This window comes from Pseudomonas sp. S1(2024), assembly GCF_046557535.1.
The window spans coordinates 55,473-69,385 of sequence record NZ_JBKGFP010000006.1 but is presented as its reverse complement, the minus strand read 5'-3'; the positions used below and the strand labels follow the sequence as shown (position 1 = coordinate 69,385).

The 13,913-nt window shown below is 63.8% G+C and carries 13 protein-coding genes; 1 reads left to right on the top strand and 12 read right to left on the bottom strand.

Going from position 1 to position 13,913, the window contains the following annotated elements; genetic code table 11:
- Window positions 1-78: 78 nt before the first annotated feature.
- The 4 genes from ACLCGK_RS04805 to ACLCGK_RS04790 are packed head-to-tail and all read right to left on the bottom strand — an operon-like array spanning window position 79 to window position 3,524.
- On the bottom strand, window positions 79-1,236 hold the full coding sequence (locus tag ACLCGK_RS04805) for a betaine/proline/choline family ABC transporter ATP-binding protein (protein WP_054573159.1): 1,158 nt from the start codon (window positions 1,234-1,236) through the stop codon (window positions 79-81).
- A complete protein-coding gene (locus ACLCGK_RS04800; protein ID WP_013971042.1) occupies window positions 1,233-1,886 on the bottom strand; it encodes an ABC transporter permease in 654 nt (217 codons plus the stop codon). Before ACLCGK_RS04800 ends, ACLCGK_RS04805 begins: the two co-directional genes overlap by 4 nt.
- A complete protein-coding gene (locus tag ACLCGK_RS04795; RefSeq protein WP_410951389.1) occupies window positions 1,883-2,797 on the bottom strand; it encodes a glycine betaine ABC transporter substrate-binding protein in 915 nt (304 codons plus the stop codon). Before ACLCGK_RS04795 ends, ACLCGK_RS04800 begins: the two co-directional genes overlap by 4 nt.
- Window positions 2,798-2,810: 13 nt before the next feature.
- Entirely contained in the window at window positions 2,811-3,524 is a 714-nt protein-coding gene (locus ACLCGK_RS04790; protein WP_410951388.1) for an ABC transporter permease, read from the bottom strand.
- A 559-nt stretch (window positions 3,525-4,083) separates the two neighbouring features.
- Between ACLCGK_RS04790 and ACLCGK_RS04785 the strand changes: the two genes are divergently transcribed.
- A complete protein-coding gene (locus ACLCGK_RS04785; RefSeq protein ID WP_003257876.1) occupies window positions 4,084-5,667 on the top strand; it encodes a peptide chain release factor 3 in 1,584 nt (527 codons plus the stop codon).
- Window positions 5,668-5,796: 129 nt separating this feature from the next.
- On the opposite strand, the gene ACLCGK_RS04780 is transcribed toward ACLCGK_RS04785, so the two are convergent.
- The 8 genes from ACLCGK_RS04780 to ACLCGK_RS04745 form a co-directional block, all read right to left on the bottom strand.
- The gene (locus ACLCGK_RS04780; RefSeq protein WP_023660681.1) at window positions 5,797-6,876 is read right to left on the bottom strand and encodes a polyamine ABC transporter substrate-binding protein; all 1,080 of its coding nucleotides are present in this window, start codon (window positions 6,874-6,876) and stop codon (window positions 5,797-5,799) included.
- 52 nt (window positions 6,877-6,928) lie between these two features.
- Window positions 6,929-7,270, bottom strand: a complete 342-nt coding sequence (locus ACLCGK_RS04775) for a cupin domain-containing protein (RefSeq protein ID WP_085691765.1) — start codon at window positions 7,268-7,270, stop codon at window positions 6,929-6,931.
- 34 nt (window positions 7,271-7,304) lie between these two features.
- Window positions 7,305-8,711: an NAD(P)/FAD-dependent oxidoreductase gene (locus tag ACLCGK_RS04770; RefSeq protein ID WP_410951387.1), complete on the bottom strand. Its 1,407-nt coding sequence runs from the start codon at window positions 8,709-8,711 to the stop codon at window positions 7,305-7,307.
- Window positions 8,712-8,775: 64 nt separating this feature from the next.
- Entirely contained in the window at window positions 8,776-9,585 is an 810-nt protein-coding gene (locus ACLCGK_RS04765) for a helix-turn-helix domain-containing protein (protein WP_410951386.1), read from the bottom strand.
- A 372-nt stretch (window positions 9,586-9,957) separates the two neighbouring features.
- Window positions 9,958-10,926 carry a peptide ABC transporter ATP-binding protein gene (locus tag ACLCGK_RS04760; RefSeq protein ID WP_013971049.1) on the bottom strand — a complete coding sequence of 323 codons (969 nt, stop codon included), beginning with the start codon at window positions 10,924-10,926 and terminating at the stop codon, window positions 9,958-9,960.
- On the bottom strand, window positions 10,926-11,894 hold the full coding sequence (locus ACLCGK_RS04755) for an ABC transporter ATP-binding protein (protein ID WP_054573153.1): 969 nt from the start codon (window positions 11,892-11,894) through the stop codon (window positions 10,926-10,928). Before ACLCGK_RS04755 ends, ACLCGK_RS04760 begins: the two co-directional genes overlap by 1 nt.
- A 10-nt stretch (window positions 11,895-11,904) precedes the next feature.
- Window positions 11,905-12,831, bottom strand: a complete 927-nt coding sequence (locus tag ACLCGK_RS04750; protein WP_015269040.1) for an ABC transporter permease subunit — start codon at window positions 12,829-12,831, stop codon at window positions 11,905-11,907.
- 10 nt (window positions 12,832-12,841) lie between these two features.
- Window positions 12,842-13,852 carry an ABC transporter permease subunit gene (locus ACLCGK_RS04745; protein ID WP_012316108.1) on the bottom strand — a complete coding sequence of 337 codons (1,011 nt, stop codon included), beginning with the start codon at window positions 13,850-13,852 and terminating at the stop codon, window positions 12,842-12,844.
- Between the last annotated feature and the right edge of the window lie 61 nt (window positions 13,853-13,913).

Below are 13,913 nucleotides of genomic sequence, written 5' to 3'. Positions count from 1 at the left end.
GGCCGCTCCTACAGAGGAACGCAATTTGCTGTAGGGGCGGCCTTGTGTCGCGAAAGGGGCGCAGCGCGCCCCCGGCGATTACGAAACCACCGCCTCGGCCGGCGAGACAATGCTGGTCTTGGCCCCCCGCGAGCGCCCCGAACTCAGGTACGCCGCAATCGACTCCTGCGTCACCTCGCCCAAGAACACCTGCTCGGCATCCAGCACCGGCAGCCACGCCCGGTTGAACTCGTACATCCGCGACAGCAGGATGCGCAAATGCTCATCATGCGACGCCGTGGCATTGAACGGCCGCAGGAAGTCGCCACAAGTTCCTTGCTGGCGATGCATGTCACGCCGGCGCACGTAGCCCAGTGCCTTGTTCTGCGCATCGGTCACCACCACGTAACGGCGGTCGTGCTCGTCCAGCAGCTCGAGTGCATCGCTCACCGGCGTCTGCGGGCTCACCGATGGCGCGTTGTCCGCCGCATCCTCCGCACGTACCAGCAGCAGGCGCTTGAGGGTGCTGTCCTGGCCGACGAAGTTGCTGACGAACTCGTCCGCCGGGTGCGCCAGCAAGGTGTCCGGGTGGTCCAGCTGCAACAGCTTGCCGGCGCGGAAGATGGCAATCTTGTCGCCCAGCTTGATCGCTTCGTCGATGTCGTGGCTGACCATGATCACGGTCTTGTTCAAGGCCCGCTGCATCTCGAAGAACTCGTTCTGGATCATCTCGCGGTTGATCGGGTCGACCGCGCCGAACGGCTCGTCCATCAGCAGCACCGGCGCTTCCGCCGCCAAGGCGCGGATCACGCCGATACGTTGCTGCTGCCCGCCGGACAGCTCGCGCGGGTAGCGCTGCAGGTACTGCTTGGGCTCCAGCTTGATCATGTGCATCAGCTCGCGGGCGCGTTCATGGCACTTCTGTTTGTCCCAGCCGAGCAGGCGCGGCACCACGGTGATGTTTTCTTCGATGGTCATGTTGGGGAACAGGCCGATCTGCTGGATGACATAGCCGATGTGCCGGCGCAGGGTGACCTCGTCCAGCCCGGTGGTGTCTTCGCCATTGATGAACACCTGGCCGGAAGTGGGCGTGATCAGGCGGTTGATCATTTTCAGGGTAGTGCTCTTGCCGCAGCCCGAGGGGCCGAGGAACACGCAGATTTCCCCTTCGTTGACGGTGAGGCTTACCGAGTCGACGGCTTTGACGTCTTTGCCGTTGACGTTGAAGGTTTTGCTGAGGTTCTTCAGTTCGATCATGAGCGCAGTCCTTCTGGAGTCAGGGCACGTTGCAGGGTTTGCAGGAGCAGGTCGGCGATGATCGCCAGCAGGCTGACCAGCACGGCGCCGACCAGCAGCATCGACATGTCGCTGCGGCTGATGGAGGTGAGGATGAGTACGCCAAGGCCGCCGGCGCCGATGGTGGCGGCGATGGTCATCACGCCGATGTTCATCACCACGGCGGTGCGCACACCGGCGAGGATCACCGGCACTGCGATGGGCAGTTCGACCATGCGCAGGCGCTGGCCGAAGGTCATGCCGATGCCACGCGCGGCTTCACGGATGCCGGGTTCGACGTTGGTCAAAGCCAGGTAGGTGTTGCGCATGATCGGCAGCAGTGAGTAGAGGAACACCGCAGTGATCGCCGGCAGCGGCCCCAGGCCCTGGCCGAACCTGGAGTAGAACGGCAGCAGCAGGCCGAACAGGGCGATCGAGGGAATGGTCAGCAACACCGTGGCACTGGCCTGCAATGGGCCGGCGACGGCCGGGAAGCGTGTCATGAGGATGCCCAGCGGTACGCCGACGATGATCGCCAGGCCCACGGCGACGCCGACCAGCATGATGTGTTGCCAGGTCAGCTGCAGTACCTGGGCCCAGTCGAGGTGGGCGAACGTGTCGAGCAGGCTCATGGTTGTACCTCGCCAGGCATTGGGTGGTCACGCAGGAAGGCGGCAGCCACCTTGGTCGGGTTCTGGTGTTCGACGTCGACCTTGGCATTGAGCTGGCGCATGGTTTCGTCATCCAGTTGCTCGGCCAGAGGCTTGAGCAGGCCGGCCAGTTGCGGGTTGGCGTCGAGCACCTGTTTGCGCACCACTGGGGCGGCGGTGTAGTCGGGGAAGTAGTGCTTGTCGTCTTCCAGCAGCTTGAGGTTGAACGCGTTCAGGCGACCATCGGTGGTGTACACAAGGCCGGCGAACACCTGGTTGTTGTGCATGGCGGTGTAGACCAGGCCGGCATCCATCTGGCGGATGTTGGCGCGGCCCACTTGCAGGTCGTACATCGCTTTCAGGCCTACCAGGCCGTCCGGGCGGTTGGCGAACTCGGTGTCCAGCGCCACCAGGTGGTTGCGGTGGCGTTCGTCACGCAGTACCTGGTTGAGGTCGCTGATCGAGTTGATCTGCGGATAAGCCTCGGCGACCTGCCTGGGCAGGCCCAGCGCATAGGTGTTGCTGAACTTCGACGGGGTCAGCCAGATCAGGTCCTTCTTCGCGTCCAGTGCCTTGACCTTGGCGTAGGTGGCCTCGGCACTGGGCATGCGCTCGTCGATATGGTTGTACGACACCAGCGACACGCCGGTGTATTCCCACATCAGGTCGAGCTGGCCGGTTTCCTGGGCCTGGCGCGCGATATTGCTGCCAAGGCCGGTGGTGACGCGCACGTCATAGCCGTTGGCGCGCAGGTATTGCGCGGTGATTTCGGCGAGTACGGTCTGTTCGGTGAACACCCGCGCGCCGATGCGGATCAGCGGTTTGTCCGCCGCCTGGGCAAATCCTGCGAACAGCAGGGCCGCGCCTAGCAGCAAGGCGATTCTCTTGTTCATACGTTCCCTATCTTTATTGGGCCAGGCCACGTTCCAGCCAGCGCTTGCTGGAGAAACTCACCGCCGCGTCCAGCGCCAGCGCCAGCAGTGCGGTGCAGGCAGCCCCCAGCAGCAGCTGTGGCTGGTTGTTCAGGGCGATGCCGGGCAAGATCAGGCTGCCCAGGCTGTTGGCGCCAATCAGGAACGCCAGCGGTGCGGTGCCAACGTTCAGCGCCAGGGCCACACGCACGCCACCAACGATGATCGGCACGGCGTTGGGCAGCTCCACCTGCCAGAGTTGCTGGCGCGGAGTCATGCCGATGCCGGTGGCGGCTTCCTTGAGCGAGGCGGGGACGTTTTTCAGGCCCTCGTAGGTGTTGCGCACGATGGGCAGGAGGGAGGCGAGGAACAGCGCGAAGATCGCGGGCCCGGCGCCGATGCCCAGGATACTCAGGGCGATGGCCAGAACGGCCAGGGGAGGGATGGTGTTACCAACGTTGAAGAACTGCATGAAGCGTTCGGCTTTGTCGACCCGGTGCGGTCGACTTAACGCAATGCCGGCGGGGATGCCCACGGCCAGCGCCGCCGCCATCGAAGCCAGCACCAGTACCAGGTGCGCTTGCAGGTAGAACCCAAGATCGTCGCGATACCGCGCGATCGTGTCGATGCCGATCCAGTGGACCAGCAGGGCCAGGATGACGAGCACGGAGGCCCATCCCAACAGCCCTTTTCCGTAGCGTTTTGCCACAGGCGGACTCCTTGTGTAGTCGGCGAGCACACTTCTTGGTTGCCGACCAGTCCTGGCGGCGGGTGGTGTGTTCGCGAGTAGCAGCGTGACGCACGCCGAAGGCTGCGATCAGGCTATGAGCCGAACCCCGTCGGGCCCGAAAATGCTGATGAAAACAACTCCCCAACCGAAGCGGGTTGCAGGGGAGTGGACGTCTCCGTGGGCGTAAAGGTTCCCATCTGAGGCGGCATTTGGCCAGCGTTAATCACTGGCTGGTTGGAAAATTGACGAGAGAAAGCAACGGGTTGGTGCGCTGTAGGCGTTGAAATAACTGCCCTTTGGCCATTTGTCGTGATAAAGCGGCTGGTTGTTGAATTTGTAATGGCAGTGCCGGCCTCTTCGCGGGCACGCCCGCTCCCACAGGGATCTCCACTGCTGTGCAGGCCTGTGCAGTACCGGTGGGAGCGGGCGTGCCCGCGAAAGGGCCGGAACAGGCACCGCCGGTTCAGCAAATTTTGGTCCCGGCCCAACTTCAGGTATGATATCGCCCCTTTTTAATCCCCCAGTCAGGCGATTTCCCATGACCAACCAGGCCGCCGAAGTCGCGAAGCGCCGCACTTTCGCAATCATTTCCCACCCCGACGCCGGTAAGACCACCATCACCGAGAAGCTGCTGCTGATGGGCAAGGCCATTGCCGTCGCCGGTACCGTGAAGTCGCGCAAGTCCGACCGCCACGCCACCTCCGACTGGATGGAAATGGAGAAGCAGCGCGGCATCTCCATCACCACCTCGGTGATGCAGTTCCCGTACCGCGAGCACATGATCAACCTGCTCGACACCCCCGGCCACGAAGACTTCTCGGAAGACACCTACCGCACCCTGACCGCGGTGGACTCGGCGCTGATGGTGCTCGACGGCGGTAAAGGTGTAGAGCCACGTACCATCGCCCTGATGGACGTGTGCCGCCTGCGTGACACGCCGATCGTCAGCTTCATCAACAAACTCGACCGCGACATCCGCGACCCGATCGAACTGCTCGACGAGATCGAAGCCGTGCTGAAGATCAAGGCCGCACCGATCACCTGGCCGATCGGTTGCTACCGCGACTTCAAGGGCGTGTATCACCTGACCGGCGACTACATCGTGGTGTACACCCCGGGCCACGGCCACGAGCGCACCGAAGCCAAGATCATCCAGAAGCTGGACTCGGACGAAGCCCGGGCCCACCTGGGCGACCAGTACGATTCGTTCGTCGAACAGCTGGAGCTGGTGCAGGGCGCTTGCCACGAGTTCAACCAGGAAGAGTTCATCAACGGCCAGCTGACCCCGGTGTTCTTCGGTACCGCGCTGGGCAACTTCGGTGTGGACCATGTGCTTGACGCCGTCGTCGACTGGGCGCCGCGCCCGCTGGGCCGTGTGGCTCACGAGCGCACCGTGGAGCCTGTGGAAGAGAAGTTCACCGGTTTCGTGTTCAAGATCCAGGCAAACATGGACCCGAAACACCGCGACCGCATCGCCTTCATGCGCATCTGCTCGGGCAAGTACGAGAAGGGCATGAAGATGCGCCACGTGCGCATCAACAAGGACCTGCGCATCGGCGACGCGCTGACCTTCTTCTCCTCCGAGCGTGAGCAGCTGGAAGAGGCCTATGCCGGCGATATCATTGGCCTGCACAACCACGGCACCATCCAGATCGGCGACACCTTCACCGAAGGCGAGGCGCTGGGCTTCACCGGTATTCCGCACTTCGCTCCGGAGCTGTTCCGCCGCGTGCGCCTGAAGGACCCGCTGAAATCCAAGCAGCTGCGTCAGGGCCTGCAACAGCTGGCCGAAGAAGGTGCGACCCAGGTGTTCTTCCCTGAGCGCAGCAACGACATCATCCTCGGTGCAGTCGGTGTGCTGCAGTTCGACGTGGTCGCCAGCCGCCTGAAGGAAGAGTACAAGGTCGAGTGCGCCTACGAGCCGATCACCGTGTGGTCGGCCCGCTGGATCGGCTGTGACGACAAGAAGAAGCTCGAGGAATTCCAGAACAAGGCCATGGAGAACCTGGCCATCGACGGTGGCGGGCACCTGACCTACCTGGCGCCGACCCGCGTCAACCTGTCGCTGATGGAAGAGCGTTGGCCGGACATCAAGTTCCGCGCTACCCGCGAGCACCACTAAGTATTGAAATGGGGCTGCGTTGCAGCCCTTCGCGGACCCTCCAGTCCCAATGGGGAACCACTACACCGGAGGTCGACGTGATCCCTGTGGGAGCGGGCGTGCCCGCGAAGGGCCGCAAAGCGGCCCCATTCAGTTCCCTGCCTTGATACTGGTCCAGATCCGCGTGCGAATACGGTCGATCTTGGCCGGCATCGCCTCCAGCGCATACAGCTTGCCCATTACTTCCTCGCTCGGGTAAATCATCGTATTACCCTTCATCGCCGGATCCACCAGCCCGTCCGCCTTGAGGTTGCCGTTGGCGTACTGCACATGGTTGCTGATGTTGGCCATCACCTCCGGCTGCAGCAGGTAGTTCATGTAGGCATACCCGGCCTTCTCATCCGGTGCATCGGCCGGCATGGCAACCATGTCGAACCACATCGGCGCGCCTTCCCTGGGTATCGAGTAGCCCACCTTCACCCCGTTCTTCGCCTCCTCGGCGCGGTTCTTCGCTTGCAGTACATCCCCCGAGAAGCCCACCACCACGCAGATATCGCCATTGGCCAGGTCGCCGGTGTATTTCGAGGAGTGGAAGTAGCTGATATACGGTCGCACCTGCATCAGCAGCGCCTTGGCCTTGTCGTAGTCCGCCGGTTCCTGGCTGTGGTGCGGCAGGCCCAGGTAGTGCAGGGCGATCGGTAACAGTTCAGGGCCGTTGTCCAACACCGCGACGCCGCAGCTTTTCAGCTTGCTCATGTACTCGGGCTTGAAGATCAGGTCCCAGGAGTCCACCGGGGCATCGTCGCCCAGTACTGCCTTGACCTTGTCGATGTTGTAGCCGATGCCGGTGCTGCCCCACAGGTATGGGAAACCGTACTGGTTACCCGGGTCGTTCACTTCGAGCGCCTTGAGCAGCACCGGGTTGAGGTTGTGCCAGTTGGGCAATTGCGACTTGTCCAGGCGCTTGAGGGCCTTGCCCTGGATTTGCCGGGCCATGAAATGGTTGGACGGAAACACCACGTCGTAGCCGGAGTTGCCGGTCATCAGCTTGCCGTCGAGGGTTTCGTTGCTGTCGTAAACGTCGTAGGTGGGCACGATACCGCTGGCTTGCTGGAAGTTCTTCAGTGTGTCGGGGGCAACGTAGCTGGACCAGTTGTAGATCTTCACCGTTTCGGCGGCGCCGGCCACGCTGGCGGCCAGCATCAGGGGGGCGAGAAGGAGCGTGCGCATGTCGGGGTTACCTTGCTTTGTGTGTTGTTATCGAAGGCAGGCGATCAGCGGATCAGAAAATAAGAACGTAGGTCTTGCGCACGGTCTCCTGGATATCCCAGGTGCCCGTGCTGTTGGCCGGTAGCATCAGTGCGTCTCCGGCTTCTATGAGCAGGGGCTCGCCACCGTCGGGAGTGAAGGTGCAGCGGCCCTTGATGAAATGGCAGAACTCCTGCTGCACGATCTGCCGCCGCCAGCGCCCGGGGGTGCACTCCCAGATGCCGGTTTCGACGCCGTCGCTGCGTTCCACGCAGGTGACCGAAGTCACTGCAACGGGGTCGCCAAGCGGCACCGCGACCGGGTTGGAGCTGTCGAGCACGGCGCTGTCGGTGTTCTTGAAATGGGTGATGCTCATGACCGGTAAATCCTGTGTCAGTGAGGGGGAAAAATCAGCGCATGAAGCCTTCCATGAAGTCCGCAAGATTGCTGGCAAGGCGCCGCCTCCAGGGCGCACTGGCGGGGTTGGCGAGGGTCCGGTCCTCGTGGACGAAGCTCTGGATGATCGCGTTGTAGCCCAGCCATCGGCAGGGCTCGGGTGGCCAGCTGGCCAGGCTTGAAAGCGGGCGGTTGTCGAGCACCCAGGGTTGCGCGGTCAGTTCGTTGTGCTGGTTGAGGATCAGCGCGGCCAGGGTGCGCCCGCCCAGGTTGGTGGCGCCGACGCCTTCGCCGCCGTAGCCGCCCGCCAGGGCGATGCCGCGTTGACGGTCGCAGAGCATGTGCGGGCGGAAGCGCCGCGCCATGCCCAGGTTGCCGCCCCAGGAATGGGTGATGCGTGCGTGCTTCAACTGTGGGAACAACTCGCTGAACAGGTAGCGGCGCAGCTCGATTTCCTGTTCGTCGAGGTTGAAGTTTTCGCGCAGGCGGCCACCGAAGCGGTAGCCGCCACGGGCGCCGAATACCAGGCGGTCGTCGGCGGTGCGCTGGCCGTAGGTGACCTGGCGGCTGCTTTCGCTGAACGCCTGGCCCTGGTTCAGGCCGATCTGTTGCCAGGTGGCCTCCGGCAGTGGTTCGGTGGCCACCAACAGGCTCTGTACCGGCAGCTGATGTTTACCCAGTGGCGGCAGGCTGACGGCATAGCCCTCCACGGCGGGTACCGTCCATTGGCAACGGATGCGCGCCAACGGGGTGCGCACCTCACCCGGCTGCCAGTCGATGGCTGGGGTGTTTTCGAAGATTGTTACGCCCAGCGCTTCTACCGCCCGGGCCAGGCCACGCGCCAGCTTGGCGGGTTGGATGGTTGCGGTGTGCGGGCTGTAGATGGCGCCATAGGCGTTGCTGACCCGCAACTGAGCGTCAAGCTGTTCGGGGCGCAGCCAGCGGTAGTCGTCCTCGGTCATGCCTTGGCGATAAAGGTCGTCTAGGTAGGCGCGCAGGCTGCGCTCCTGTTCCGGGTAGCGCGCGGCGCAGTACAGCACGCCGCCTTTGCGGTAGTCGCAGTCGATGCTCTCGCGATGCAGCACGCGGTGTACTTCATCGGGAATGCCATGCAGCAGGTCGATGCTGGCGCGGCGCTGTTGCGGCGACAGGGTGGCCAGCAGGCGGTCTTCGCCGAGCAGGTTGCCCATCAGCCAGCCGCCGTTGCGCCCCGAAGCGCCGAAGCCAGCGATGTTGGCGTCGATTACCGCGATGTTCAACTGTGGCGCCTGGCGCTTGAGGTAGTAGGCGGTCCACAGGCCGGTGTAGCCAGCGCCGATGATGCATACATCCGCGTCCAGGTCCTCGCGCAGGGCCGGGCGGGCGCACAACGGCTCGTCGAGCTGGTCCATCCACAGGCTGAGCGTGCGCAGGGGTTGCATCGGGTTCGGCTCCACATCCGTCAAGGTCTGTGGGCGATCCTAGTGGTGTCGGCGGGCGGCTGTCCTACGTGCGTGCACGCAGGGAAATTTGCTTCAGGTACGCCTTGGGCGTAAGCCCGGTGTGTTCGCGAAAACACTTGTAGAACGCCGACAACGAGTTGAAACCGGCATTGAACGCCAGCTCGTCGATCGTGGCTTCGATGCTGTCGTTATCAAGGCTGGCCATCAGGTGCTGCAAGCGGGCCTGGTTGACGTAGCGGTAGAAGCTTTGCCCGAGCACCTGGTTGAGCAGGTAGGAGATCTGGTTGCGGCTGTAGCCGCTGGCGTCGGCCACCTGCTGCAGGTCCAGCTCCGGGTCCAGGTAGGGGCGCTGGCGCTGGAAGTAGTGTTCCAGGTCCTGGGCCATGGTCGACAACTGCCTCGGCGACAGGCCCAGGCGGCTGGTGGCCGGGCGTGAACCACTGCTGGCGTGGCCGCTGCCATTGCGGCGGACCAGCGTGGCATATTCGTTGACCTGCCAGATCAGGCCGTCCTTGACGGTAATCGCCTCGCTGGACTGGAACGCCACCAGGCCGTCGCCGCCCTGGACCGTGACCTGGTACTGGATGAACGCGGTACAGCCGTCGACGCGGATGCGGTCGCTGTGCACGATATCTTCGCCGGCTTCATGGGGCAGGCAGGCGCGCACGTAGTCGCGCAGTTCCTGGTAGCCGAGCACGCGGTTCTGGAAGAAGTCGTGGTACTGAATGTCGGGGTGGTAGAGCGACATGACGCCGTCGAGGTCGCGGTGCTTCCAGCACAGGTGGTAGCGCAGCACGGTGTCGGCGGTGAGCGGGGTCTGCTCGGGGCCGTCGGGGAGGGTGGTGGCGGTCATGAGCCTGATAGTGCATTGCAGAACACCCAGCTGCAAGGGGGCGGATCCGGCATATTGCACGGTTCTGCCAAGCGGCCTGGGGCGTAAGCCGTTGATTCGGTTGAGAGTGATTTTTTGACAGGGATGGCATGGCGAGTGCACCGGTCTGTTCAACATCGAACAAGGAGAAAGGCCATGCGCTCGATACTGCTCTGGATGATTGGGGTGCCGATTCCGGTGATTATCCTTATCTGGTTCTTTATGCATTGAGATTCTTTCGTCCGCTTTGCGTCCCGTCTCGACCCCGGGCTTCTCCTACAGGAGATCGCGGTCCCTTGTAGGAGCGGCCTTGTGTCGCGAAAGGGCTGCAAAGCAGCCCCGGCTATCTAAAGGCTAAAGAAACTGCTCGGCATAGTGACAAGCCACTTGCCGGGTACTCACCTGCCTGAGCGCCGGCACCTCCTTGGCACACCGCTCGGTCGCATACGGGCAGCGCTTGTGAAACGCACACCCATCCGGCGGGTTCAGCGGGTTGGGCAACTCCCCGGCAATGCGGATCTTCGGCTTCAAAGGGTCCGGGTGAATCGCCGGCGTCGCCGACAGCAGCGCCTGGGTATACGGGTGCAAGGGCCTTTCGTAGATATCTTCTTTCGGCCCCATCTCCGCCGGCCGGCCGAGGTACATCACCAGCACCTGATCGGCCACATGCCGCACCACCGCAAGGTTGTGCGAAATAAACACGTAGGCGGTGTTGAACTCCTTCTGCAAGTCCATGAACAGGTTCAGCACCTGGGCCTGGATCGACACGTCCAGCGCCGAGGTCGGTTCGTCCGCCACCAGCACCTTGGGCTGCAGCATCATTGCCCGGGCCAGGGCAATACGTTGGCGCTGGCCACCGGAGAACATGTGCGGGTAACGCTGGTAATGTTCGGGGCGCAGGCCGACCTGTTCCATCATCTTCTGCACCTTTTCTCGCCGCTCGGCCTTGGTCAGCGAGGTGTTGATCAGCAGCGGCTCGGCCAGCTGGTCACCAATCTTCTGTCGTGGGTTGAGCGAGGCGTAGGGGCTCTGGAACACCATCTGCACGTCGCGGCGCAGTTGCTTGCGCTCGCTCTTGCTGGCGCCTTTCACTTCGGTGCCGGCAATTTGCAGCGAGCCGGACGACGGCTCTTCGATCAGAGTCAGGGCGCGGGCCAGGGTCGACTTGCCGCAGCCGGATTCGCCGACCACGGCCAGGGTCTTGCCGGCCTCCAGTTCGAACGACACGCCATTCAGCGCGCGGACCAGGGCGTGCCCCTTGAACAGCCCGCGGGAGACTTCGTAATGCCGGGTCAACTCCCGGGCGGATAGAACGACGGCCATCACGCCACCTCCTGGTTCAGCGGGTAGAAGCAACGCACCAGGCCATGGGCCTGGGGATCGAGGGGCGGGCGCTGGCGCCGGCAGTTGTCCTGCACGTACGGGCAGCGCGGTGACAGCAGGCAACCCACGGGGCGGTCGTAGCGGCCGGGGACGATGCCGGGCAGGGTGGCCAGGCGTTCGGCACCAATGCTGTGCTCGGGGATCGCCGCCAGCAACGCTTCGCTGTAGGGGTGGGCGGGCACGTCGAACAGCTCCGGCACCTGGCCCACTTCCACGGCCTGGCCGGCGTACATCACGCACACCCGCCTGGCCGTTTCGGCGACCACGGCGAGGTCGTGGGTGATCAGGATGAGCGCCATGTTGCGCTCCTTCTGCAGGTTGACCAGCAGCTCCATGATCTGCGCCTGGATGGTCACGTCCAGCGCAGTGGTGGGTTCGTCGGCAATCAGCAGCTTGGGCTCGCCGGCAATCGCCATGGCAATCGCCACGCGCTGGCTCATGCCGCCGGACAGCTGGTGCGGGTAGGCGTCCAGGCGGCTTTCCGCAGCCGGGATCTCGACCTTCTTCAGCAGCTCCAGGGCACGCTGGCGCGCGGCCTTGCCCTTCAGGCCCAGGTGCTGGCGCAGCACTTCCTCGATCTGGTAACCCACGGTGTAGCTGGGGTTGAGCGCGGTCATCGGGTCCTGGAAAACCATGGCGATGTCCTTGCCCACTACCTTGCGTCGCTGGCGACCGCTGAGCTTGAGCATGTCGGTGCCGTCGAAGGTGAGCGAGTCGGCGGTGATGCGCCCGGGGGCGTCGATCAGGCCCATCAGGGCCATCATGGTCACGGACTTGCCCGAGCCGGATTCGCCGACGATGGCCAGGATCTCGCCGGCTTCCACCGTCAGGTCCAGGCCATCGACTACCGGTACCGCATTGGTGTCGCCGAAGCGCACGTTCAGGTTGTTGATCTGCAACAGTGACATGGCGTTCTCCTCAGGCGGCGTTCTTGAGTTTCGGGTCCAGCGCATCGCGCAGGCCGTCGCCCATCAGGTTGATTGCCAGCACACTGAGCAGAATGGTCAGGCCGGGCAGGCTCACCACCCACCAGGCGCGCTCGATGTAGTCACGGGCCGAAGCCAGCATGGTGCCCCACTCCGGGGTCGGCGGCTGTACGCCAAGGCCAAGGAAGCCCAGGGCGGCGGCGTCGAGGATGGCCGAGGAGAAGCTGAGGGTGGCCTGCACGATCAGCGGTGCCATGCAGTTGGGCAGCACGGTGACGAACATCAGCCGTGGCAGCCCGGCACCAGCCAGGCGTGCGGCGGTGACGTAGTCGCGGTTCAGCTCGCCCATCACGGCGGCGCGGGTCAGGCGCACGTAGGATGGCAACGACACGATGGCGATGGCGATCACGGTGTTGATCAGGCCTGGGCCGAGGATGGCGACGATGGCCACTGCCAGCAGCAGCGAGGGCAGGGCCAGCATCACGTCCATCAGGCGCATGATCGACGGGCCGAGCAGTTGCGGGAAGAAACCGGCTAGCAGGCCCAGCAGGATGCCAGGGATCAGCGACATCACCACCGACGACAGGCCGATCAGCAGCGACAGCCGCGCGCCCTGGATCAGCCGCGAAAGCAGGTCGCGGCCCAGCTCGTCGGTGCCGAGGATGAACTGCCAGCTGCCACCTTCGAGCCACACCGGTGGGGTCAGCAGGAATTCGCGGTACTGCTCGCTCGGGTCGTGCGGGGCGACCCACGGCGCGAATAGCGCGCAGAACACCACCAGGCACATGAAGGCCAGGCCCATCACCGCGCCTTTGTTGCGGGCGAAGGCTTGCCAGAATTCTTTGTATGGCGAGGGGTAGAGCAGGCTCTGGTCCACCGGGCTGGCCGGCGTGACGGATTTCGGAATCGGGCTTGTCATGGCGAAGGCCTCAGCGCTGATGACGGATGCGTGGGTTGGCCAGGCCGTAGAGGATATCCACGACGAAGTTGACCAGGATCACCAGGCAGGCGATCAACAGGATGCCGTTCTGGACCACGGGGTAGTCACGGGCACCGATGGCTTCGATCAGCCACTTGCCGATGCCCGGCCAGGAAAAGATGGTTTCGGTCAGCACCGCACCGGCCAGCAACGTGCCGACCTGCAGGCCGAATACGGTCAGTACCGGGATCAGCGCGTTGCGCAGGCCGTGCACGAACACCACGCGGGCCGGCGACAGGCCTTTGGCGCGGGCGGTGCGGATGTAGTCCTCGCGCAGCACTTCGAGCATCGACGAGCGGGTCATGCGGGCAATCACCGCCAGCGGGATGGTGCCGAGCACGATGGCCGGCAGGATCAGGTGCATCACCGCGTCCTTGAACGCACCTTCCTCGTCGCTGAGCAGGGTGTCGATGAGCATGAAGCCGGTCTTCGGCTCGATGTCGTAGAGCAGGTCGATGCGCCCGGACACCGGGGTCCAGCCCAGGCTTACCGAGAAGAACATGATCAGGATCAGGCCCCACCAGAAGATCGGCATCGAATAACCCGCCAGCGAAATGCCCATCACCCCGTGGTCGAACAGCGAACCACGTTTGAGCGCGGCGATCACCCCGGCCAGCAGGCCGACGATGCCAGCGAACAGCAGGGCGGCGAAGGCCAGTTCGAGTGTGGCCGGGAACAGGGTGAGGAACTCGCTCCACACGCTCTCGCGGGTACGCAGCGATTCACCGAGGTCACCCTGGGCCAGCTTGCCGACGTAGTCCAGGTACTGTACCGGCAGCGGCTTGTTCAACCCCAGGCGCTCCATGGCCTGGGCATGCATTTCGGGGTCGACCCTGCGCTCGCCCATCATCACTTCCACCGGGTCGCCGGGGATCAGGCGTATGAGCGCGAAGGTCAGCAAGGTGATGCCGAAAAAGGTCGGTATCAGCAGGCCAAGGCGCCGGGCAATAAAGCTCAACATTGTCGGGGTTACCTCATCAGGCCGTGGGGCGATCAGCCCGCTACGGTGGTGCCGCCGGTTC

Coding starts and splice junctions, on each gene's coding strand:
- ACLCGK_RS04805 (WP_054573159.1), bottom strand. CDS start 1,236: ATGATCGAACTGAAGAACCTCAGCAAAACCTTCAACGTCAACGGCAAA.
- ACLCGK_RS04800 (WP_013971042.1), bottom strand. CDS start 1,886: ATGAGCCTGCTCGACACGTTCGCCCACCTCGACTGGGCCCAGGTACTG.
- ACLCGK_RS04795 (WP_410951389.1), bottom strand. CDS start 2,797: ATGAACAAGAGAATCGCCTTGCTGCTAGGCGCGGCCCTGCTGTTCGCA.
- ACLCGK_RS04785 (WP_003257876.1), top strand. CDS start 4,084: ATGACCAACCAGGCCGCCGAAGTCGCGAAGCGCCGCACTTTCGCAATC.
- ACLCGK_RS04780 (WP_023660681.1), bottom strand. CDS start 6,876: ATGCGCACGCTCCTTCTCGCCCCCCTGATGCTGGCCGCCAGCGTGGCC.
- ACLCGK_RS04775 (WP_085691765.1), bottom strand. CDS start 7,270: ATGAGCATCACCCATTTCAAGAACACCGACAGCGCCGTGCTCGACAGC.
- ACLCGK_RS04770 (WP_410951387.1), bottom strand. CDS start 8,711: ATGCAACCCCTGCGCACGCTCAGCCTGTGGATGGACCAGCTCGACGAG.
- ACLCGK_RS04765 (WP_410951386.1), bottom strand. CDS start 9,585: ATGACCGCCACCACCCTCCCCGACGGCCCCGAGCAGACCCCGCTCACC.
- ACLCGK_RS04760 (WP_013971049.1), bottom strand. CDS start 10,926: ATGGCCGTCGTTCTATCCGCCCGGGAGTTGACCCGGCATTACGAAGTC.
- ACLCGK_RS04755 (WP_054573153.1), bottom strand. CDS start 11,894: ATGTCACTGTTGCAGATCAACAACCTGAACGTGCGCTTCGGCGACACC.
- ACLCGK_RS04750 (WP_015269040.1), bottom strand. CDS start 12,831: ATGACAAGCCCGATTCCGAAATCCGTCACGCCGGCCAGCCCGGTGGAC.
- ACLCGK_RS04745 (WP_012316108.1), bottom strand. CDS start 13,852: ATGTTGAGCTTTATTGCCCGGCGCCTTGGCCTGCTGATACCGACCTTT.